21 protein-coding genes are annotated in these 22,990 nt (G+C 37.3%); 5 read left to right on the top strand and 16 right to left on the bottom strand.

The window, feature by feature from the left end:
* Positions 1-264 precede the first annotated feature (264 nt).
* From BABA_RS10475 to BABA_RS10460, 4 genes are all read right to left on the bottom strand, one after another.
* On the bottom strand, positions 265-1,446 hold the full coding sequence (locus BABA_RS10475) for a class I SAM-dependent methyltransferase (RefSeq protein WP_007085155.1): 1,182 nt from the start codon (positions 1,444-1,446) through the stop codon (positions 265-267).
* Positions 1,447-1,716: 270 nt separating this feature from the next.
* A complete protein-coding gene (locus BABA_RS10470) occupies positions 1,717-2,739 on the bottom strand; it encodes an electron transfer flavoprotein subunit alpha/FixB family protein (RefSeq protein ID WP_007085154.1) in 1,023 nt (340 codons plus the stop codon).
* Positions 2,740-3,567 carry an electron transfer flavoprotein subunit beta/FixA family protein gene (locus BABA_RS10465; RefSeq protein WP_007085153.1) on the bottom strand — a complete coding sequence of 276 codons (828 nt, stop codon included), beginning with the start codon at positions 3,565-3,567 and terminating at the stop codon, positions 2,740-2,742.
* Between the two features lie 352 nt (positions 3,568-3,919).
* Positions 3,920-4,585, bottom strand: a complete 666-nt coding sequence (locus tag BABA_RS10460; RefSeq protein WP_007085152.1) for a hypothetical protein — start codon at positions 4,583-4,585, stop codon at positions 3,920-3,922.
* Positions 4,586-4,723: 138 nt separating this feature from the next.
* On the opposite strand from BABA_RS10460, the gene BABA_RS10455 reads away from it, so the two are divergent.
* Positions 4,724-5,593: a helix-turn-helix transcriptional regulator gene (locus tag BABA_RS10455; protein ID WP_007085151.1), complete on the top strand. Its 870-nt coding sequence runs from the start codon at positions 4,724-4,726 to the stop codon at positions 5,591-5,593.
* A 731-nt stretch (positions 5,594-6,324) separates the two neighbouring features.
* On the opposite strand, the gene BABA_RS10445 is transcribed toward BABA_RS10455, so the two are convergent.
* The gene (locus tag BABA_RS10445; protein ID WP_157273163.1) at positions 6,325-6,816 is read right to left on the bottom strand and encodes a hypothetical protein; all 492 of its coding nucleotides are present in this window, start codon (positions 6,814-6,816) and stop codon (positions 6,325-6,327) included.
* Positions 6,817-6,951: 135 nt separating this feature from the next.
* Complete coding sequence (locus BABA_RS10440) at positions 6,952-7,236, bottom strand: hypothetical protein (protein ID WP_007085148.1); 285 nt, start codon at positions 7,234-7,236, stop codon at positions 6,952-6,954.
* Positions 7,237-7,390: 154 nt separating this feature from the next.
* On the opposite strand from BABA_RS10440, the gene BABA_RS10435 reads away from it, so the two are divergent.
* On the top strand, positions 7,391-8,281 hold the full coding sequence (locus tag BABA_RS10435; protein WP_007085147.1) for a zinc-binding metallopeptidase family protein: 891 nt from the start codon (positions 7,391-7,393) through the stop codon (positions 8,279-8,281).
* A gap of 571 nt (positions 8,282-8,852) precedes the next feature.
* On the opposite strand, the gene BABA_RS10430 is transcribed toward BABA_RS10435, so the two are convergent.
* From BABA_RS10430 to BABA_RS10415, 4 genes are all read right to left on the bottom strand, one after another.
* Positions 8,853-10,349 carry a hypothetical protein gene (locus BABA_RS10430; RefSeq protein WP_007085146.1) on the bottom strand — a complete coding sequence of 499 codons (1,497 nt, stop codon included), beginning with the start codon at positions 10,347-10,349 and terminating at the stop codon, positions 8,853-8,855.
* Positions 10,342-11,202, bottom strand: a complete 861-nt coding sequence (locus BABA_RS10425) for a hypothetical protein (protein WP_007085145.1) — start codon at positions 11,200-11,202, stop codon at positions 10,342-10,344. Before BABA_RS10425 ends, BABA_RS10430 begins: the two co-directional genes overlap by 8 nt.
* Positions 11,203-11,242: 40 nt before the next feature.
* Positions 11,243-11,476, bottom strand: coding sequence for a hypothetical protein (locus BABA_RS10420; RefSeq protein WP_007085144.1), 234 nt, complete (start codon positions 11,474-11,476; stop codon positions 11,243-11,245).
* A gap of 261 nt (positions 11,477-11,737) precedes the next feature.
* A complete protein-coding gene (locus BABA_RS10415; protein ID WP_040345926.1) occupies positions 11,738-12,229 on the bottom strand; it encodes an NUDIX hydrolase in 492 nt (163 codons plus the stop codon).
* 334 nt (positions 12,230-12,563) lie between these two features.
* On the opposite strand from BABA_RS10415, the gene BABA_RS10410 reads away from it, so the two are divergent.
* Positions 12,564-12,932 carry a hypothetical protein gene (locus tag BABA_RS10410; protein WP_007085142.1) on the top strand — a complete coding sequence of 123 codons (369 nt, stop codon included), beginning with the start codon at positions 12,564-12,566 and terminating at the stop codon, positions 12,930-12,932.
* 260 nt (positions 12,933-13,192) lie between these two features.
* Here the strand turns inward: BABA_RS10410 and BABA_RS10405 are convergent, their stop codons facing one another.
* Together BABA_RS10405 and BABA_RS27690 are read right to left on the bottom strand one after the other, a co-directional pair.
* On the bottom strand, positions 13,193-13,459 hold the full coding sequence (locus BABA_RS10405; protein ID WP_007085141.1) for a hypothetical protein: 267 nt from the start codon (positions 13,457-13,459) through the stop codon (positions 13,193-13,195).
* Between the two features lie 70 nt (positions 13,460-13,529).
* Positions 13,530-13,685: a hypothetical protein gene (locus tag BABA_RS27690; protein WP_007085140.1), complete on the bottom strand. Its 156-nt coding sequence runs from the start codon at positions 13,683-13,685 to the stop codon at positions 13,530-13,532.
* 267 nt (positions 13,686-13,952) lie between these two features.
* Here BABA_RS27690 and BABA_RS10400 point away from each other — a divergent pair, with 267 nt between their 5' ends.
* Positions 13,953-14,342, top strand: a complete 390-nt coding sequence (locus tag BABA_RS10400) for a YmaF family protein (protein ID WP_007085139.1) — start codon at positions 13,953-13,955, stop codon at positions 14,340-14,342.
* Positions 14,343-14,902: 560 nt separating this feature from the next.
* On the opposite strand, the gene BABA_RS10395 is transcribed toward BABA_RS10400, so the two are convergent.
* The 4 genes from BABA_RS10395 to ggt all read right to left on the bottom strand — a co-directional run bounded on the left by BABA_RS10395 (position 14,903) and on the right by ggt (position 21,139).
* The gene (locus BABA_RS10395) at positions 14,903-16,285 is read right to left on the bottom strand and encodes a purine-cytosine permease family protein (protein ID WP_007085138.1); all 1,383 of its coding nucleotides are present in this window, start codon (positions 16,283-16,285) and stop codon (positions 14,903-14,905) included.
* 39 nt (positions 16,286-16,324) lie between these two features.
* Complete coding sequence (gene speB, locus BABA_RS10390) at positions 16,325-17,317, bottom strand: agmatinase (RefSeq protein WP_007085137.1); 993 nt, start codon at positions 17,315-17,317, stop codon at positions 16,325-16,327.
* Between the two features lie 94 nt (positions 17,318-17,411).
* A complete protein-coding gene (locus tag BABA_RS10385; RefSeq protein WP_007085136.1) occupies positions 17,412-18,779 on the bottom strand; it encodes a sigma-54 interaction domain-containing protein in 1,368 nt (455 codons plus the stop codon).
* A gap of 593 nt (positions 18,780-19,372) precedes the next feature.
* Positions 19,373-21,139 carry a gamma-glutamyltransferase gene (ggt, locus tag BABA_RS10375; RefSeq protein ID WP_007085134.1) on the bottom strand — a complete coding sequence of 589 codons (1,767 nt, stop codon included), beginning with the start codon at positions 21,137-21,139 and terminating at the stop codon, positions 19,373-19,375.
* A 642-nt stretch (positions 21,140-21,781) separates the two neighbouring features.
* Between ggt and BABA_RS10370 the strand changes: the two genes are divergently transcribed.
* Positions 21,782-22,885, top strand: coding sequence for a DUF4236 domain-containing protein (locus BABA_RS10370; protein WP_007085133.1), 1,104 nt, complete (start codon positions 21,782-21,784; stop codon positions 22,883-22,885).
* The last annotated feature ends 105 nt before the right edge of the window (positions 22,886-22,990 follow it).

The raw sequence follows: 22,990 nt of genomic DNA, 5'->3' as shown, positions 1-22,990 counted from the left end.
TTGTTAGCTTTTGAAGTGCGGATAAAAAGTTTGCAGTTAATTTTCTGAGAAAAAGGAGCCATAAGAAAAACGACTTTGCCATTTGTACAAAGTCGTTTTTCTCCCATTATCGTATGTACTAACCTTGAAATCCTTCCGTGTAAATTTGGAAGGTTACACGGGATTTATCTTTAATCACCCCGTCAGCAGGACTAAAACCTTGTCTTGGCATCCTATTCCTACATCTATAAGTAGGGTTTCCTAGTATAAAAATGTTTTTTTGAACTACTTTGGTCGTTCATCCAGGTTGTAATACCAAACAAGCGGACCAAGGTGACTGAACTTACCGACCGCCTCCTCCATTAACTGGTGTGCCTCTTCATATGCGCAGGCAGGTAAAATATCCAATTCATGATACCCCATATTTCCATAGTTATAGACAAGCAGAAACCCATCTGTCTCCCAAAGCTCAAGTCGAAACACATGCCAATGGTTCGTCACTTTCAATTGAATCCCTGTGACGAATGTTTTCTCCCCCAGCCGTTGATATGCAAATTCCGCTGTCCCTCCTTTATAAGACCTCCCCTCCTCAAATACAAGTGGGAAACCTTTCGTATAAAGGTGTTCCATCCCTTCCAAGGTTTCGAGATTTGTCTCCCTTTTTGTGGCCACAATCACAGGAGACAGCCTATCTACTCCTATTTCATGGTATTCGATAGTACCACTGTCATCCCATTGAATATGGAGACCCGCATCCTGAAGCACATTCGCCCATCTTCCGAGATCTGCGGAATTTTTCAATTGTTCACAAGAGAGATACAATCCATCCTCCGTTAACAAACGATGGACTATTTCTAAATAACGACTGTCACCATAGGTTGGATTCTCGTTCAAGTACGCTAGAAGTGACCAATAGTTTGAAATCATGATAGGCCCCATGATCTCATGAAAGGTCCGTGCAGAAATGATTAAATCAAAAGAATTCAGGGAAAAGTGCTCAGATACCTCCATAAAATCCATTTGGTAAAAACTCACGTTGTTCAGTCCTTGCTTTATTGCCAACTCCCGAGCACATCGAATCCCATATCCACACAGGTCGATCCCTACAATCTCGGCATCTGGGAACATGGTAGCGTACCTGCAAGACAGCAACCCATTATCACAGCCAATTTCCAAAATCCGTTTCGGCTTTAAATAAGTTTGCTGACTGATCCAGTTGAGCAAGGACTGATGGAAATTCATCGTCCATGATTCTACTGCCAAACTGAAGGGCAGTGTTCGGTTTTTCACTTCATAAATATTCCCTTTTAGTTTGCGGTCCATAATGGGTTGGAGTTCCTTAGCCAAGAAGGGATCGACCTCGGTTACATGCTTCCAGAAGTCCTCTTTGGTTTGGCATTCCTTGATACCCAGTGATTTAAAATAGGCAGAGAAACTTTGTGATTTTAATTTGGTATTTGCAAACATAGTATTATCTCCAGTTTAGGCGTATTTATTTTGCTTAACAGGACTAAGACCTACTAGTAAGTTCTATTATCTGGTACTAATTATAGCATAAAAAAAGCTTTACTCCTTAGTGAAGTAAAGAAAAAAGTGTTTAGCGATTAAATGAAATTTTCTAAGGTCTTTGGAGGTTAAACAAATATTGTTAATCCGAAAGACTAAACGCTAGCACAAGCCTTGGGAAGAATTCACTCACGAATGAGAGAGGAATAATGGTAATACTTCAGCACTAACTTACTTCATCACCTTGTCACTAGAAAGTGCATGTTTAAACTGTTCGATTAGGACAGGAACGATTTCAAATGCATCGCCAACAATTCCATAATGACAGTTCTGAAAAATAGGAGCTTCTTTGTCCTTATTAATGGCAATGATTAAACCAGCATTTTTCATTCCCACAATATGTTGAATCGCGCCAGAAATCCCGATTGCAAAATAAATCTTTGGCGTTACCGTCACACCGGTTTGCCCTACTTGATGGGGGTGGTCAATCCAACCCGCTTCCACCACATCCCTGCTCGCACCAACAGCTCCTCCAAGCGTTTCAGCCAAATGGTGTATTAACTGAAATCCCTCGTAGCTGCCTAAGCCTTTTCCACCAGCCACAACGATGTCCGCTTCGTCGATTCTGACCTTCTTAACCGTTTCCTTTACAATTTCCAAAACTTTTGTCCGGATATCTTCTTCCTTTAATGAGACGGTTTCTTCGATGACCTTGCCTGTTCTCCCCACCTCTGGGGGCAGCGCCTTCATGACTTTGGAGCGTACGGTCGCCATTTGCGGCCTGTATTTTTTACATAAAATGGTCGCCATAATATTTCCGCCAAACGCCGGCCTACTTGCAAGGAGTAACCCCGTTTCCTCTTCTACATCCAGCTCCGTCGTATCCGCCGTCAACCCTGTCGGCAAATCGGTGGCCACAGCGCTTGCCAGGTCTTTTCCTGTTGAGGTGGCCCCGTAGAGAATAATTTCCGGTTTATATTTATCACTGCACTCTAACAGCGCCTTCATGTAGGTTTCAGTCCGGTAATGCTTAAAGAGAGGTTGATCATAGACATACACGGTATCTGCTCCATATTCAAACACGGTCTTTGTTAAAGGTTTAACATGTTCCCCGATAAGAATACCCGCTAGTTCTACACCTCGTTTATCAGCTAATTTCCTACCAGCACCTAATAATTCAAGGGATACAGAGGCAACCTCTCCATCCTTTTGTTCAATAAAGACCCAAACACCTTTGTAATCGTTAAAATCCAATTACATTCCCTCCTTACTTTCAAACAGCTCCTTCTTTTCAAGCAGGATCTGAAGCAATTGCTCTACTTGTGCTGCTGGGTTGCCTTCAAGGAATGTTCCCCCTGCCGGTTTTTGCGGAGCCCATACTTTGGAAACAATTGTTGGTGATCCCTTTAAACCAAGCTGCTTGATATCTACATCTTCAAGGTCATCAACAGACCAGATATGTGGTTTGTATCTTGCAGCTTTGAGCATGTTCGGCATCGGGGAATATGGCACGTCATTAATAGTTTTTTCAACGGAAAATAAACATGGCAAGGTGGATTGGACGACTTCATATCCATCCTCCAGCTTGCGATGTACAACGGCATATCCTTCTTCTTGATTGATATCCACGACTTTGTTCACAGAAGTGAGTGGTGGTATATCGAGCCTTCTAGCTATTCCGGGTCCGACTTGCCCGGTATCTCCATCGATGGACATTTTTCCGCAAATGATCAAATCGACGGGTCTGGTTTTTGCAATTTTTTCAATCGCCTTTGTCACGGCATAGCTCGTTGCCAATGTATCGGCACCCGCAAACCGGCGATCCGTAATTAAATACCCCTCATCCGCGCCTATTTCAATACATTTCTTTATAGCGGACACCGCTGGAGGTGGACCCATCGTGACAACCGATACAGTCCCACCATATCGTTGTTTTAAACGAACGGCCTCTTCAACTGCATGAGCATCATACGGATTCAAAATCGCAGGCGCTGTCCTCCGGTCCATCGTGTTAGTTTTTGGATTCATCTTAATAATTTTAGTGTCAGGCACTTGCTTGATACAGGCTACAATATGAAGCATTAAACCCCTCCCATCTAACTTAAAAAGCCCATGGTTTCTTTATTACCGCCATACGAAACTTTCCAGATGTATTACAACTAAAAGGCTTGTTACACCCGTCTATACCTACTTTATTATGGGAGATGTCCTTACATGCGAGTTTTCTGACAAAAAATCCACAAATTAATCGGTGCATGACTCCCACCGCGCTAAACGAAAAATGACAAAATACTGAAAATTAAACAAAAAAAGTGCCAGGCACCACCCAACAATTTGAAAGGTCCTTGGCACTAACAACTGTACTATTATCCAATCATATGCTCCTATTCTGTTTTCTTTTCTAACAATTTTGGTTATTATATAGCTTTAAAAATCAATCAGCACTGATTCTCCTACGTTCTGACCAAAGAGCATACCCCAACCAAATAAGTGCTAATCCCATCGGTATTGCCAATATCCTATCGAATGGATGAGGAATTACGGCGGCAGCAAAGGTGACCACGGCTGCGAAGGAAAGTAAAGCACCTGCCATGCGTGGGAAGATTCTCGCACGAAAAGTTGCGATTCCGAACAAGAGTCCACCAAGAGAATATAAAATCCCCGCAATTGGTGCTAATAATGGAAAAATACCAAGATTCACTGTGCTTGTGGTTCCACCAAAAATCCCTACTATTCCCTCTACAAACTTCGGAGCATCAGTTGTAAGCAACGGCAAAACAAAAGCCTCGTTAAAACTATAATTCATAGAAATTAACCAAAATAGACTAAATAAAATAAAACCAATCAGCCCAAGCAAGTCTGCTTCTTCCGCTTGTCTCGTATAGATTCCTGTAATTCCTATCAGACTGAAAAGAGACATAATGCTGGTGGTACATGCAATGAAGACCCATAAGCTTGTGCTAACAGAAGATATATGATCCTCTGGGTGAATAAACTGAATACATATATATAAAATCCCTGCCAAAATTGCAAAAAGACCTGCCGATCGCATTAGACTCTTTCCCGTAATTCTTCGCTTTTTTTCATTTTTATTATTCATGTGATTCCCTCCAATTTTTATTTTTACTCTTAAAGTAAATACAAATTTTATAAACGACCCTAGCTATTGCAGAATCAAACTTCTTATAGTAAGTTAGGTATGCAAGAGTTGAATAAATGTTTGAAATTAGGTGACGAGATGGAACATTATGAAGTAATTGAAAAATCTTTATTGTATATTGAAAACAATTTGCAACAACCCTTATCATTGGAATCTGTTTCAAATTCCTTCAATATGTCTAAATACTATTTTCATAGACTTTTTTCTGCAATAATGGGCTGTTCATTAAACCAATACACTTTATCAAGAAGATTAAATGCATCTGTTCAATACATTCAAAACGAAAACTTATCATTAACAGAAATTGCGTATCAACTAAACTTTGGAACTCCATCGTCCTTCACCCGCGCTTTTAAAAGCCAATATGGTATCGCCCCAAGTTCTCTAAGAAAAAATGGAAAGACCATAGCCCTAGAAGACATTCCTCCAGTAATTAAAAGACCAATTAAAAACATCAATGGGGATATCGTTGCCGATTTTACACTAACAAATTTTAAAACAACTCGAATAAGTGGGGTAGCATTTGAAGTTGATTTAGCAAGAAGTGATTTTAAAGAAAAGATTCGATCTTATTCGAGAATGCTCGTAAACAGCATTGATGAAACAATTAATAGTCCTTGTTATATCATTTATTCCAATTGCCAGCCAAACTCAACTAAGTTCAAGGCTCTAATCGGGATTCCACAAAATCTAAAAATCAATAAACCAAATTATTTTACAGTAGATGTTCAACAATTTTTTTGTGCTAAGTTTAAATATTTTGGTGACCTACTAGATATAGGAGATGTCTTTATTTCTGACTTTGCAAGATTTTTAAAGATTTCGAAACAAGAAACAGAGGAATCCGAAATTGAACTTATTCAAGTGTTTGAGAATATTCATAATCTTGATTCTTCCTATCACATATTCGTACCAATCAAAAAACTCCCCAGTGACGACGTTTATTAGTGTCTAACTACCTATATATGTTAATAAACTTGTTACCTTAATAAGAAGGATACCATCACAAATGTAAAGAAACTTTCCATATCTTGCTGTAAATCGTAAACAAGTAGTTTTTTGTAACGCAAAAAAGATGCCTTCCAGTTATTTTGGAAAAGCACCCATTTGAAGTAATTTTAGGACAGAAAACATTCCAATTATCAAAGGTTTTTCTTACCAAGATCTATTTGCTGCGCAGTAATTGTCTACTACGTAAAACAAAGGGACGGTTCTAGCGTTTACTTCGTTTTGCGAAACAAAAGAAACATGAACTTTCGTATAATGAAAATAGATAGAATGCAGTTCAAAAAATAAGCTGGGTGAAGCTAGTATGAGGATAAATTTATCGGAGATACAAATCACGGAAATAAAACGTATAGTTCAAAAAGAATGGTTGATAAAAGGACTTGAACCAATAGATGAATATCTATTTATTCACTGTTTTTCGAAAACACATAAAGAAACAGTCTATTATCATCTGTATAAAGAAAATAATACATTAATAATCCGTTGCTACGCCCGAGTGTTTGACAACATAGCTCTAACCGTGATGGTCAGAAGGGCTGCAAAAAATGTATTTGAATATCTGGTAAACCAAACCGGATTACAAAATACACGTTATATAGAAAATGGGATGGAATGTAAATTATAAGCTAGGTTAAGGCTCACATTTGAACCTAAACATTCAATAGGCGCGATCATCTATAGATAATCGCGCCTGATTCTTGAAGTTCATGATGAATAATTGGCTCCGTCAAGATGATCTCTTCCCAATTGGGTATCCGCCGACTTAACCTGCTGAAGGTTTGTCGAATTACGTCGGAACCTATTTCTTCCCTCTTGCCACCAAACAAACAATCAATCATATCCTCTCCCGTCATTAGTTTTTCTGACTTAAAAAGGAAGTATAGGATATTAAACGAGGGCTGTTCAAGATGAATGAGCAGAAATCCATTATAGTATACATCCAATCCATCATCGATTAAGGAAAAAATCACTTGATTTGAAGGCTTTTCTTCCAATATCAAGTTGGCTTTATCCTCAGTAATCAGTTCCTCTTTTTCTGATGTTATTTTTCGATAATACTTATTTTCAAGAAGCTTTCCAAATGCTTCAAACATCTCAGGTCGATATAGTCCAACTAGTGCTTCATCAATTTCGATATAGGGATTGTCTATCAACGAATCCATTTCAGTTAAAGCCTGTCTAGCAAGGAAGAGTCCACAGTATGCCATAAACATGGTTGAACTACTGAGAAGTGCATAAGAAAAGACCTCTTAATTAAAATCAGGTCTATTATGTCTTTTATAAATTCGAAGATTAAGTTAGTTTGAATTTTTAAGTAACACTTTATGAATTTTCTTTTGATATTTTCTGTGATACCCAACCATATTTTTCATTTTTTCGATGTTAAATTTTCCAATTATATAACGAACATCTTTGTGGTCCTTAATTAAGTTTCCAAACTTAACATCATTAAGGTAATTTTGAAACCATTGGTATTCTTTAAGAAATTTTATATTCTTCTCTATTTCTTCTTCTGATACATCCTTTGTAAAGGAAAAAAACAGTGTACCTATTGAACCTAATAACTCAAACAGAGATCCCAATTATCGCACCTCCTAATATAAATTCTACTCTATTTTATACGATTGATTTAAAAAAAGGTTTCTTTCTAAATCGTATATTTAATTACTAACCAAACCAAAAAAATTAATTTTATAAAAATATACAAAAACAACAATCTTTTAGAAAACAGCCTATATGAAAAACAAAGAAATTTTATTCGCGAGACAGGGACTAAGCCAAAAGGATTTAGCGAAAGCCCACAAGACGACAATCTCGACCAAGTTACTTTCCGAAACCCTTGACCGATTATCAGATAAAGGGGTTTCCCCTGATGAATTATCTGAGAAGGAATTTATGGAGGTAATAAAAGATGCTTCCAAGCGAATCGATGGTCCTGGACGGGAAATGTTAATCAATCCGATTCATTCCGACCTTCCTCTAACAGGCTTTGATCTTTATATTAGAGGTATGATCCGCTGGATGAATGAACTGGGAATTCATACTTATTGCAGTCGCGATGGCCATGGAAATGGCCGTGCAAAAATCGATCTGTTAAAATATTTAAGCATGGCTCAAGTAAAACTCCTTAAAGCGGCGACACCGACTGATGTCCAGCTTCAAATGAATGGTAAGAGTCTTCTCCTTAGATATAATCAAATCGAAAGTTTATTAGATTTTGCAGAAAATTTATTTTTGCTGACCCAATCACCAGATTATGAGAATGACCTGAACGCAGATCACTTCAAGAAAGGTCTTTTGGAGTTATTAACGATTCCTGGAGTTAGCCAGGATGAGCGAAGAATTAGGCAATTCCTTAAAAATAAATTACGTCGCTCCACTGATTATTCTTATGTTGACAAAAAGGGTAATCTACTGGCGTATAAATATTGCGGAGAGGGTCCTACTATCCTTCTTTCAGCACATATGGATACGGTTGAAGAAATTGCACCAGGTAGGAAAATTATTGAAGAAGGAACTACTTTAAAAAGCTCAAAAGGCATATTAGGCGCTGATGACAGAGCAGGCATTGCGGTTATTTTAGAAATTTTGGCCAACATCACCAAACAAAATTTAATGGCACCATAAAGGTCGCCTTTTCTGTAGAAGAAGAAATTGGCTGTGTTGGTGATTACAGCCACTAGAATGTACCATCTCTGCCATGTTTTTTACCAGCAGTTGCCACGAAATTTACCACTTGCTGTCAAAGTATTTACCAATCAAAAAACGTCAACGATTTTAATTAAAAAAGCCTAATTCCTCCTTATTTTACCGAAGAATTAGGCTTTTGATCTTCCGCAATCACGCCGATTGTGAAAGATCATTTTCTATTGAATAGTATCGTTGTACTATTCAGCAATCAATGTTTAACTTATAAACTTTTTCAGAAAACTGGCGATTAATTAATTAAGATTGAAATTCTTCAACCTTACCTAACTTGTGGTATGGTTCACCGTGGTTATTTAAGAGGCAAAAACGGCATTGGTAAACAGTACTTTCCGATGCCGTTTTATGGTTTAACCGTCATTAATTTTATTAGAATGTTTCCACACTCAACATGCCTTGAGAGGTCAGGATAGCTATCAAAATCGAATTTTTATGCCCCATTTTTATTGATGGTCGTTTGCGGGAACATATCCAACTCGTGTGTGGGAACAAATCAACATAGAAAGTATTCATCAATTTCATCTTCATTTTTGAGAATACTTTTCTCTGGTACTCCTACTGACTTCGCTAAATTAATAGAAGAAACAAATCTTAGCTGAACATTGATATTGAAGTCAAACGAGTATTGCTGCAATTCCCCGAGTTTATGATATTTATTCAAAAGCTCATCTAGTTTTACTTGGTATTCTTTGTCCAATTTATCAACAAATGCATTAATTTTTTCTTGATAAAGATTAATAACTTCTATTTCGTGTTTGCTTAGGACACCTTTTCCAAGACTTAGTGCTGTGGTTGCAACGATTGAGCCAACCAAAGCACCAACAACTGGAATTGGTATAACTGCTTGTCCTATAGCAGCACCAATAGCAGCACCTGTTGCATCAATGGCATTTAGTGTTAATAAATCAATAAATCCATCTCTATCAACATCACCTTTTCTATATTTGACAATGGCATTACTTAACCCAAAAGTTCCTGAAGTAATTGCACCAGCACTTGGTGCAGCAAGGTGACAAACGTTGGTTAATCCATATATTGCATATCCAGAAATTCCACCTTTAAAAACACCTTTAGCTGTACTGACTCCACACTCTTTCCAATCTTCAATATCAAAATCCCAGACTTCTTTTCCATCTTTATGCCTTTGATAGACAAAGATCCCTAGATTGAACCCACCTTGTACTGCTGCACCTATTCCAGCAACTTTAGATGCTTCTCCGAAACTTGGTTGTGCTTCTTGTTGGGCGCTTAATCTATCGCTATCCGCTTCTTTTTTAATATCAGATTTTTGTTGAGCAGTTTGCTTATTTATGTCATTTACTTCCCCTGATAACGTTTGGTCAATTGTTCCTTTTTGAACATCTTTATATTCAAGAACTGATGATTCCAACCATTTATCATAAGAAACGCCACGCAGAGCACTCTCATCTTCAATGGCTTTTCTAATATTATTGATTTGGGAGTTAGACAAGATATTTCCATTAAATTCTACAGATTTTGCTCCGCTCATAATTTTTTCTATGACTTCCACATGGTCTTTTGGAAAAATCATACTCATTTTATCATAATCGGATGCTTGCTTAATCTCTTCTAAGATATTGGCATAAAACTTCATTTGCACTTCTTTGCCTTGAAGTAGAATATCTGCAGGTCCATTATCATTTAATAGGACTACACTTTTCTGTAGTCCTTGATAAACATCTCTTGCATTTCTTATACCCGTTTCAGCAAACTCTGAAATAAAACCATGTACTCCAGTATCTCCACCACGATTATTATTGATAAGATTATCGATTTCTGTTTTCGCCCAATCTAGATTTGATAATGCATTTGCTGATTTAGTAGCTAAGTCTGATAATTTATCTGTTTCACTAGTAAGAATTGATTCTAATGTATTCATCAGATCTGTTAATCGGATATTATTTAAATAATCGACATATGAAGCAATCCCTTGTTCAACATTATTATCAATAGACTGTTCACTAAGCATCTATTTTTAGCTCCTTATTGATTAGTTGTACCAAAGTTAAAATTGAATTCATAAGCAATCCAGCTTGTAGTTTTTCATCTTTGGAGAATTGACTATAATCACTTCCAATCAAAGCTTTCTCTGCCTTAGATACTCCAGTAATTTGAGTGTTGGTAGTTTCCACCAATGCCTTGACTTCTGAGTTCATATTGTCAAATTTTCTAATTATTTTCTCGAGATTTTCTCTCTCAGCAATTAGCTTATTCGCAGTTTTTTTGTTTTTATGACTGGCAAACAAGCCTGAACCAACCGAACCTGCAAGCATAACACCAGCAATTGTCCAACCTACTGGTCCTGCTAGTGCGAGGAATGCACTACCTGCACTCATTCCACCACCACCAGCTGCTAATGCACCACCACCAAGCCATGCCAATGCAGCATTAGTCGCAGCGGCTCCTGATAAAGTAGAGATAGCAGTACCTGTTGATGCAACTCCAAAAGTAGTGGCAATGCCCATTGCTGCTGTTGGACCCATTGTCGCTACAGCAACTCCAAGAGCACTTAAAGTTGCACCCGCTCCAGAACCTCCAGCAGCTGCTTTTGCTTCAACTTCTGCCTTTTTAATTTCTTGTTGTTTTGTCTTAAAATTTTCCACTTCAATTTCAATTTTTTTAAGTATTACTTTGAATTCCTTTGGAGTGTTTGCTAATTTATTAATTCGTTCTTCTATTAATTTAACAAGTTTTAAAGCTTTTTCACGCTCTTTATAAAGAACATTCGTATTTTCACCTAAATCATTGGCGACTTTTTCATAACGTTCAACCGCTGCATTATAATTGTCGATTGCATTTTTTCTTAACTTTGCATTAAACATGTGATTACCTTCCCTCATAGTTTATTACTGTAGTAGAGTTTTAATCTTCTTTGCTTGAGTCAAGCTTAAGAACCTTATCTATACACCAATATGTAGTTGCCCCTTTTATCGGCACAATATCATTCTGCTCAAGATATTCTTTCAATAAGCTAAGCTGTTTACCTTCTGGCACAGTCCCAGAAAGTATTTCAATAATGTGGGGTTGTGATTTAGCAATACCTTCATTAGCGGTGAAGACTGTGTAATCAACATCATTTATTTTTATGATTTTCAATACTGATTAAACCCCCTCATTGCCTGTCTTTATCTCATCACCATCTGGTAAAATAAATGCCTGCTCAAACTTGACACCAAGCACATCAGCGATAGATTTCAACTCATCCAATGTTACCGCAATTGTTCATTAGAAAGCATACATGAAACACCTCTTTCTTCAACAACGGTAGGAACTGCCATTGCAACAGCTCCTAAACTAAAGCACTCCGTTAACACAACAAGAAACGAGCTTGCATAAGCTTGCTTTATTGATGTCACATTACCTTTGTCTTAAAGCATAATCAAGTATTTCTTGGTACAGTTCGTTCCAATCATGATAATATTCTGTTACTTCAATTGGATTAATAAGAATTCTCTCTTCTGCCTCATACTTGGCTTTAAAGTCATGTAATTGGTCAATGTCCATACGATAAAAAACTTGATAACCTACTTTAGGGTAAGGACTATTTTCATCCCAGTTTGGGTTTTCATTGTGGTCAACTATAATATAACCTAAAAGAGAGCAAGTCCCTGTAACATAACCTTCTTCATATGCTTCACGCTTTAAACATTCTTCAGGGTTTTCTTCATACTCAATATGACCACCTGGGAAGTCCCAACCTCTATGGTTTAAATTAACTAATAATAGATTATCATCCTTAAAACAACATCCATGAACACTTGTTATTAGTTCTCTTGGTGGGGGTTGTTTATCACGATTCCAAGTTAATTTTACTTTTGCTTTTCCCCAATTCACATATTTTGTAGTTATGTATTCTCTCTCCTTATACCCTTAATCTTCTACAACTCTATCTGCTTCGTTACTTTAAGTGAAACTTTTCACAATCTAAGGTATCTTTATATAAAAATCATACCAGAAAATAGAAGATTTTTGTTCTGATTTTACATAATTATGGAAATCATTGCTGCGCAGTATCATTCTACTACGTAATACAAGAGTTAATCTGGACCGTTTGCAGAAGACTGATCTTATTGAAAGTCAATCAATTTTTTATAACATTTTGATTCTCAAAACTATGGTTTTATATCTTTTATCAGCAGATGGATTGCAGTGGTAAACACTATGTCAGAGGTGGTACATTTCAATGGCCGTAATCAGTGTTGGATCTAGGAATATAGATCAAGATTTCCTTGAGGATGTAGCAGGCGCGATTGTGATTGATCGTCGAGGTGAACGGGATATTATCACTTCATTTGCTAATCTGTATCCATTCTGCCCAGTAGAATTTGGACAACTACTTGAAAAAGCAGGACAAATGGCCGGCATGAATGATTGGAAAATAACTCTTGGCGGATTAAGTGATGCCAAGGTTTTCGCCGAATTTGGTATCCCGTCTGTGAATCTTTCCGTAGGATATCTCCACGAACACACGGATTCAGAAATAGTGAATTATAAAGCGACCTACGAAACCTATCAATTAGTGATGGTGGCATTCCATCATTTAATTCATTAATTAGTTGATATACAACCACTAAGAAACTTATTTCGACAAATGGAAATGGAGCATGAGAGAAATTCACGCTCCTCCTAATTTAGGCGGAGCATTGAGATCAAACAAAGCTATCAACATTCTGGTAAGATGTAAATTCCCCGGAAAGTTAAAGCTTTAGTCCACCGGGGGTCTGACCACAAAATTTAAATTAGACTTTCATGTAACATTTTTTGAAATTGTAATTAAGTGGAGAGTTGAATATTCTCTCCACTGACTAGATTCTATTCAGTAAACGAAATGGGGGATCCAGTTGAAGTATGCTGATTAACCCAGTCAAGAGAGACTTTTGAAATAACTTGCCAGTCAGATATATGTGATTTATGTTGTTCCACCCAACTCATACAATATTGCGGATCTATATTATGTTCTAGGCATTGTTCTAAGAATAATTGGATGTTTGACTCTGTACAATTTTGCCACGTTCCACATGTAGTATTAAAAATATTTTCCATATTCTTTTGTATAGAAAGATCATTAGGACTAGACATTGTGGTCCTCCTTTTGTTAAAACACAAGTGGTAATTTTAGCTCTGCCAATATGGTTACCTTTAAACCGTATTAGCTAGGATCGTTTTCATCCAAAGATAAAACAGTTACATTTGTCGATTCTCCCTTCTCGATTTCCGCCTGAGTTGCATCTCTATTTAGCTTATCCTCTGTATTTATCCCCTCTGCAATAGTTGGATCTCCTTTTGAATATGTATCTTTTTTCATGTCAGACCACCTTTCCATTAGTTTTGTGTTAAAAATAACACCCATTTTATTGTTTACAAAAATAATTAATTTATTTCCATTCATTATGGTAGTTGTTTGATCAATAATGTCATATGAACCATCATTTTATGGCAAAGAACCTTAAACCTCTTTTTTAATCGCCATCCTATTTCTATTTGGCGGGACTTAGTAAAAGAAGATCTCATTATTTAACTTTGTTCCTCATACATTTAAAGTGAATTATTAATTTTCGAGGGGGAGTTTAAGATGCAAATCCCGATCACCGGTTTTATTTATGAATCAAACGATGTGAGTTTAAATGGGGACCATTCTCATGTTCTTTACGTGACTTCTTTGGACGGTCGACGGGTTCACATTCATGGATTTAGTGGGTTTACTTCCTTTGATGACGATCATCGCCATGATTATCTAGGAAGGACTGAACCGGCTCCAAGTGGGGTTCCACATGTTCATCGTTACTTTACGATCACTTCTTTTTTTGATGGACATGAACACCGAATTGAAGGAACTACAGGGCCCGCAATTGATATTCCTTGTGGTGGTCATTATCATGAATTTAAAGGAACAACGACTATTAATGGATACAAACCTCATAAACACATGTATAGTGGAAAAACAGGAAATGAAGTCTCATAGGGTCAAGGTAATGCTAAATAAGTATCAAGGGGTATTACCAGTGTAGCTTTCACTAGGTGTGAATAAATGTAAAATCATGGTATAACCTCTTTATTCCCATTCTAAATTACCTCAAATATCCCTAATATTAAAATCCGAAAAAATCTTTTTATAAATGGGCTTTATTTGGAGGCTTCATCATAACCATTTTGGTTGCTTTTGCCTTTTAGTAGTAGGTGATGATTCAATAGCAAGACAATCTTATCCTACGTTATACTGGAAAAAAATAAAAATAGACACCTTTATTAAAAAAGTTGAAGTTATGTCACTTTTCGGTCGCTTTAACCATTTGATTTAAAGTGTTCAATACTTAATGAACCAGCTAAAAAAATGAAAAGCGAAATCATATGCGATTTCGCTTCAAAATTATCTACTCTAAAATAGATATTCAGTTTTACTTTTCAATCACTTCTACTGATGAAATATATGAAATTAGTGAACAAAATAGGGTAGAAAAGGCATTCCCGCTCTCCCTACCCCTTAAAAATCATTCTATTTTCTTTTTCATTACATAACTAAATTTAAGAAGTTTTACTGTCTTCATACGGAATTGGTACCTGGGACGGACCCTTCAATTTTCTTTTCATCAATACATAATAGAGGACGGATGGAACCACCAATCCTAAAATCCAGGCTATATCGGCTCCCCCCATTGCTTTTGCACCAGGGCCTACATAAAAAGAGGTGTTCATAAATGGAACTTCAGCGATAATAGATACGAGGAACGATATTGCGGTAATTTTGTTTACTTTTCCGTACTTTCCATTTAAATCAAAAATATCTTTAATACTATACTCCCCGTGACGCAGGACGTAAAAATCTATGAGGTTAATGGCTGTCCATGGAATTAAAAAGTAACTAATAAATAAGATAAAGTTGATAAAATTTGACAAAAAATTGCCCTGACCCCAAATAGCCAGCAAAGTTCCAACTGTTCCAATTCCAAAAATAAAGTACATCCTTACTTTTGGGGTTACCTTTATTTTTGAAAAAGGCTCAACTGTTGATATGGTTGACATAAAGGCGCCATATAAATTAAAAACATTGATGGAGAACTGGCCTAGGATGATAACCGCAAATAAAAGAAACGAAAAACTTCCAAACTGATGAGCGAGATTCGTGCCGGAATTACTTAGGAAATTCGGAATGGCCGTAGTCAATAAAACTCCTAAAACCATCATCCAAACAGTGCCTAATATAGTCCCTGCATACGTATACCAAAAGGTTTTTGAATAATTGGTATCAATTGGCAAATACCTAGAGTAGTCAGCGACATATGGTGCATATGAGATCTGCCAGGTTGCTACCACACTAACACTTAACATGAAGATTGGTAAATTGAACTCAGCTGGAGACCAGCTTCCTGACGGAACGGGTAATTGGAAGACAATAAATGTAGCAACTATGAATACAAGAAAGAACACCCAAGTTAAATACTTTTGCATTTTATGAATAAGATCATGACCAATCATGGTCACGATAAAGGTGATAATATTTAGAACAATGATACTCAAAGTTAAATTTAGGTTTAAGGCACTGCTCAATACTTGTGCACCTAACAAACCACTGCTTGCAAAAAAACCCAAGTACATGAAAATAACTAGAATTAAGGGAATCACGGCACCAATAACACCAAATTGTGCACGGCTTTGAATCATTTGTGGGATACCGAGTTTAGGTCCTTGAGCAGAATGTGAAGCCATAAAAATGGCTCCTATCAAATTACCAACGATAATAGCTACAACACTCCAAAAAAGATTTAAGCCAAATGTGACACATAGCGACCCGGTCACAAGTGTAGTAATATGCATATTTGCAGCAAACCAAACTGCAAACAATCCTCTTGGTTTTCCATGACGTTCATTGGCTGGAATATACTCAATGCTTCTTGTCTCAATTTTCATAGACCTGCCCCCTATAATATAGTATTTTGGTGCCTTATCTTAGGAGTGAACCTCTTCCTTATTTAACCTGCGATCGTCTATGTTCTCTTTTTCCTTTAAAACAAAGCTGAGCAAATCCAAGGCAAGCCGCGCACCTACTTGACCGGTCATTCCAGCTGGGTCATATGGTGGTGCTACTTCGACCAAATCAAAGCCAATCACTTCTCCTCTTTTAGCAATTCCTTCAAGCAATTCATTTACTTCGTCGTAAATAAAACCTCCTGGTGAAGGGGTACCTGTTCCGGGTGCTACTGATGGATCCAAACCATCAATATCTAAGGTAATATAGTATTTTTCTCCTTCTGGAAGTAGTTTGATCACGCTTTCAATTCCCATTTTCCTAATTTGGCGCGGTGATAAAATAACACTTCCATATTCTCGTGCTGCATCCACATCTTCCTTCAAACTGCTTGAAATTCCTCGAATTCCAAATTGGAAAATTTTCTGAACATGATCCATTTCAGATAAACGACGGATACAGCTTCCATGCCCATATCTTTGCCCAGAACGATGATCCGCCCAATCCAAATGTGCATCGATTTGAATAACATGAAAAGGTCCTAACTCCTCTAAAGCCTTACCGACTGGAATGGTAATGGAGTGATCTCCGCCTAATACAACCGGCATGGCTCCTTTTGAAACAATCTTTCTAATGGCTTCTTCTGTGTTATCATGACATTGCATCATATCTCCATGAACCATGTCCACATCGCCACAATCTACCACTTTCCATCTTGGTCCCAAATACGTAATATCTTTTTCAATATCGTAAGCACCATTTAATCCAAAACTGTAAAGTGTAGATCCTTCACGAATCCCTCTTGGACCCATTCTTGCTCCAGATTTCCATTGAGTCCCCATATCATTTGGTACACCAATAACGGCTACATCCGCATCAAGTTGGTTAATATCTGAACAAACAGGATATTTCCCAAAAGTGCAGATACCAGTAAAAGGTAAATTCAAAAATTGCTTTTCATCTTGATTTGACATAAAATTGCCTCCTTTAGATTTCTATTATTAAAGATTGCAATTTTCATGCCAACTAATAAAGACAGTATTTAAGAGACTTTATAGTCAATAACGACTACCTTTGCTCAACATATTTTTGTATTTTCCGATTTGCTGTAGATTGGCTGATACCCAAAATTTCTGCAAGTTTAATGCTACTGGGATATTTATGATACATTCGCACAATATACTCCTTTTCTAGTGTTTCAATATAATCGTTTAACGGAATTTCTTTAGTTGACTGGGTGAAGGAATCCTTTTTTGTTTCCTCTTCTCCCCAATCAAGGTCTATTTCGTTACCACTAGAGGTGATGATCTTCTTTTCAATATAGTTTTGTAATTCTCTGACATTTCCCGGCCAATTTTGCTGGCTTAGCCAAGCAGCCATTGTCGGTGTAAAATATGAATTCAATTGATATTTGCGATTTACCTGTTCAGTAATCTCGTAAATTAATGGAATGATTTCTTCCTTTCGTTCCCTTAGGGGTGGAATCTCTACTTTTATGACATTGATTCGGTAATAAAGATCTTCTCTAAATTTTCTTTCTTTGATCATCTTTTCTAAGTTTTGATTTGTAGCACAAATAATTCTGCAATTCACCTCAATTTTTTTTGTTCCCCCAATTCTCATAAAGGTTTGATTTTGCAAAACTGACAATAATTTTACTTGAAGATTCAATGGCAATTCACCAATTTCATCTAGAAAAAGAGTTCCCTTTCCCGCTATTTCAAAGTACCCCTTCTTACCCCCTTTTTTAGACCCGGTAAAGGCTCCCTCCTCGTACCCGAAAAGCTCTGATTCAAATAACGATTCAGGTATTGCACCACAGTTTACTTCAATGAAGGGTTCAGCCTTTCTTGATGACATTTGATGCATTTTATAACCAATATGGTTTTTACCAACCCCGGACTCACCCTCGAGTAATACTGTAATGTTTATATCTGCTACCTTTGACACAACTTCAAATACTTTTTCCATTTTTCTATTACTGATAAAGAATGGTTGAGTCGCTTGTTCTCGTAATTTTTCATTTTCTTCTTGATATTTTAATAATGCTCTTGCTACCTGCTCATTTTCTTTTCTTAAGGACTCAAATTCGGTTATATCTCTTGAAAAACTCGTAGCACCTATTACTATTCCTGATTGATCATAAACCGGATATCCGGAGATAATTAGTTTTCTATTATGATTTGTTTCTTGAATAAGCGTTACTTCCTTGTTCGTTCTTAGCACGCTTGCAATGACTGATGGAGAAAAAAGCCCTTGTTTTTCAAGTTCGAAAATATTATGATTAACGATTTGTTCACATGGAATACCAAAGACAGTTTCAGTGGATTGACTTGCATATAAAACCATACCCGTTGCATCCGCAATAAAGATTTCATCAAAAGAATGTTCTAAAATATGGGTTAAAAGGATCGAATCATCCTTGCTTTTATTCATTTTCATCACCTAGTCATTTTTGATTTAATCATAATCAAAAATGACTTATAATTCAAATTATTTTAAATCTTTTATTTTATTTTACACCTATTCAATATGGTGCAATAAATAATGCGGCTGCAGAAGATTACACATTAAGTCCGAAACAAATTGAATATGCCCTCTCTTTAATCGACAAGATTAAGAATGAATTCGAATTGTCCATTAATCCGTCAATATTAATGATAAAAGATTTAATAGATTGATTGCTTAAAAATAAAGGGACACTTGTTAACCTGGTGAAAAAAGGGGTATTGAAGAAAAAGTAAATAAATTTGCGCTTAATAAAAAAAATCCCGGTTCCATCAATGGATCCCGGGATTTTTTGCATATGCTCATGTCTTGCCATTGTGGCGGTTCTCTTGGTTTATAGTAAGGGTATCCTGGCCACAAAAACTGTCCCCGTGGCTCAACCTGGGAGTGTGCCGACCACTCTTGAAATCCTATTCCATTGCACTTTAAAGTATGTCCTTTACAAAAACAAACAGGAACATACATTTGTTAGTTATTATCCTTCAAGAACCCCCGTCAACTTCAGAGAACTGTCCCCATGGTTACTTTTTACCTTTTAGATTGATGCCGATTGCGGCTCCGTTGCGGCTGGAGTCAGCTACTCCTTTGAAGGTGTTGTTTTGATAGTCGATTAAGATGCTTTGGACGTTTCCAATTGTTGTAGGTTCAGCTCCAAATTTATGACCCATGCTGTTTAGCTGGTTGAGGATCTCTGTTGGAATGCCAGCTTCGTACCGATAGGAGTTTAGGTTGTTCGTATATATTCTTGGTTCCTCTACAGCTTGCTTCAGTTCCATATCATACTCAATAGTATACAGAATGGTCTGTAGCACAGATGTAATAATGGTGGTTCCGCCTGGTGATCCCACGGTTAAAACGGGTTTGCCGTCCTTGAATACAATGGTTGGCGTCATACTGCTTAATGGACGTTTATTGGGCTGCACTTCATTTGCGCCTCCTGGAATGGCGTCAAAATCGGTTAATTCATTATTTAACATAAAACCATAGCCGGGAACCATGATGCCTGTCCCGAACACTTGTTCAATGGTGGTCGTATATGAAACAACATTTCCCCATCTGTCCGCAACCGTGAAATGAGTCGTTTCTCCAGTTTTTTGGTCATTCGGCTGTTTCGTAGGCTGGTAGTTTGCTTGAGTTGATTCATACTTCCATGGATCGCCTGATTGGGGATTAGGGTTAACGCGATCTAGACTAATGAGTTTTTGCCGTTCCTTAATATAGTCCGGATGCAGAAGCCCCGTCAGCGGCACTTTCACGAATTCAGGGTCACCAGCATATGCCGCGCGGTCTGCGTATGCTAGATGCATGGTCTCTGCCAATAGATGATATTTTTCCCAAGCTTTCACATCATATTGTGAAAGATCAAAACTGTCCAAAATTTTCAGCATTTGTAATAGGAAAACGCCGCCTGAGCTTGGTGGTGGCATACTGGCAATCTGATAGCCGTGGTAATCACCCCAGATCGGCTCATCAACGGTCACATCATATTTTTTTAAATCTTCAATTGTCATAGCACCGCCAAATTTTTGAACTGTATTGGCCAGTGCTTCAGCAATCGATCCCTTATAAAAGGCATCTGGACCTTTAGCACGAATCAATTTGAATGTTTTGGCTAAATCCTTTTGTACAAGAATATCTCCCTCTTGAAGCGGTTCTCCATTTGGCAGAAAGACGTTCTTCGCTGCTGTTTTGGACAGGGTTTCCTTGGTATCTTCAATTGCACCAGCAAGTACTGAATCGATTGGGAAGCCTTTATCGGCAAGTTTAATCGCCGGTCCAATCAGTGCCTCCATAGGCCGAGTTCCCCATTTTTCCAAGGCTGTTTCCAGTCCTTTTAACGTTCCAGGTACTCCAACCGCTTTACCACCTGTTGAACGTATGGCAAATGGGATGGGATTTCCTTTCTCGTCTAAAAACATATCAGGTGTTGCACCCAACGGGGCGCGTTCCCGGCTATTAATGATGGTGGTTTCTTTGGTTTTTCCATCATAAACCATCATAAATCCACCACCGCCGATCCCGGACATCATGGGCTCCACAACGTTTAATGCGAACTGAATGGCCACTGCCGCATCCATCGCATTTCCGCCTGTTCTTAGCACTTCAGCTCCAATTTCGGAAGCAAACGGATGGGCAGTCGCCACCATACCATCCTTTCCGACTGCTACCTGGCTGTACTTACCATAATCAAAGTCGTTCTCTTTCGCCAGTGCGCTAAAAGGGAGTGTCCCTATAAGCAAGAGGACACCCAATAAAACGGTAAAACCAGCTTTCCATAATCCCTTCATCCTTTTCCCTCCTCTAGTAGTATGTTTACAAATCTATTCTATCAAGAGGACAGAAAAATCTGAATTTTTATATTCTTATTTTTCCATTTTTGATTATTAATTCCTATATCAACTAATCCCAAAGTCATCATCTTATATGAAAATGACTTTGCTGCTGACTAAGTGCCAGCCTGTTGCTAGTTGCACCAAAATATTCAATTGAAACGACCAACTTAATAGAAATGCATATAATCATATTAATATAATTAGGCCACAAGGTATTTGTATTTAATATAGATTTTCCAAGTGTATTCCCAAACAAAACAAGTGTTACTGGCTCAAAAAGCATCCAAATCAGGAGTGACATAAAGCTTAATGGAGTATCAGTAATTTCATCAAGAAAATTAGGGGCAATAGATCCTAGGAAATCCGAGAATAATTGAAAATATTCCTACATCTAACATTCGAGCCCCATTTTCCGAAAAGGTAATTGTTAGAGAATTAATTATTTTTTGGAGACATGTTAAAATAATACATGGAACATATTTATTAAATTTTTTGCCCTTTAATAGGCTTAGCACTTCGACTTTTTTCATTATGGTGTCATTAAACTTCTTTACATTTTTACTCATAATATTTTGTACATAAGAAGGAGGAAATTTTATGGGCTTTGGGTTTAGAAAAAGCTTTAAGATAGCTCCAGGAGTTCGGTTAAATGTTGGCAGTAAAAGCGTTGGAGTAAGTGCCGGTGTTAAAGGATTACGTTACAGTGTAAATTCAAGAACCGGAAGCAGAGTAACCGCAAGTATTCCAAACACCGGTATTTACTATTCCACCACAGGTGGTAGAAGTCGAAAAACACCTGCATATAATCGGCAAAGAGAAATTCAAGCTAGACAAAAAGAAATAAATAGACTGAATGAATTGGAGCAAGCTGCTTTATCAGTGGATGCTTATGAAAATACAATTGAGCGAATTCATTCCATACATAAAGAAGCAGATGATCCAGTTAATTGGATAAAAATCCGGAGCTGCAACCCACCTTTTAAAAAAAATGAAGGACAAATTGGCGAACAGGAACATGCTGCTCTCGAAAAATTACATCATTATAAACCAAATTTGATGACGAAGTTATTAAAACAGCAGAATAAAGAGATAGAAACCCTTCAAAAAGAGGTTTTTGAAGCTCGAAAAAAAGACGAAGCGGAATATCATTCGTGGGAAAGAGACGTGAAAATTGCCTCCAAAGTTATTGATGGTGATATCGATGCATACTTCCAAGTCATTCAAGAGTTTAATCCATTAGACGACCTAACTGAATTTGGTAGTGGCTTTGAATTCTCTGCCGAGCATCCAAAAATAGTGGAAATTGAATTTGATGTCCACAGTGACAAAGTGGTACCAAAGGAACAATTATCTTTAACGAAAACAGGAAAGCTTTCTGTTAAGCATATGACAAAAAGTAAATATTTTGATATTCAGCAGGATTACGTGTGCAGCTGTGTCCTTCGAATCGCTAGAGATATGTTTGCGCTGCTTCCTTTGGATACTGTATACATACATGCTACAGATACGATTATGGATACAGCCATAGGTTATCCACGAAAGATAACGATCCTATCCGTAAAAATTGATAAAAGAGCACTAAACAAGCTAAACTTCAATCATATTGACTGCTCTGATTCCATGCAAAATTTCCTACACAATATGAAATTTAAGAAGACAACAGGCTTTGGTGAAGTAGAAAAATTAAAAATCGATTATTAACTTTTATGTAGAATATTTAAACCCATGTCAGACTAAAAAAGCTACTCCAATTCGGAGTAGCTCCTTTAGATTTTCTTTTAGTAGAAACGTGATATTTGCATGGTG

Source organism: Neobacillus bataviensis LMG 21833, assembly GCF_000307875.1.
GTDB classification, from domain to species: domain Bacteria; phylum Bacillota; class Bacilli; order Bacillales; family Cytobacillaceae; genus Neobacillus; species Neobacillus bataviensis.
Note: the sequence above shows the minus strand (reverse complement) of the source record. Positions and strands in the feature narration are given on the sequence as shown.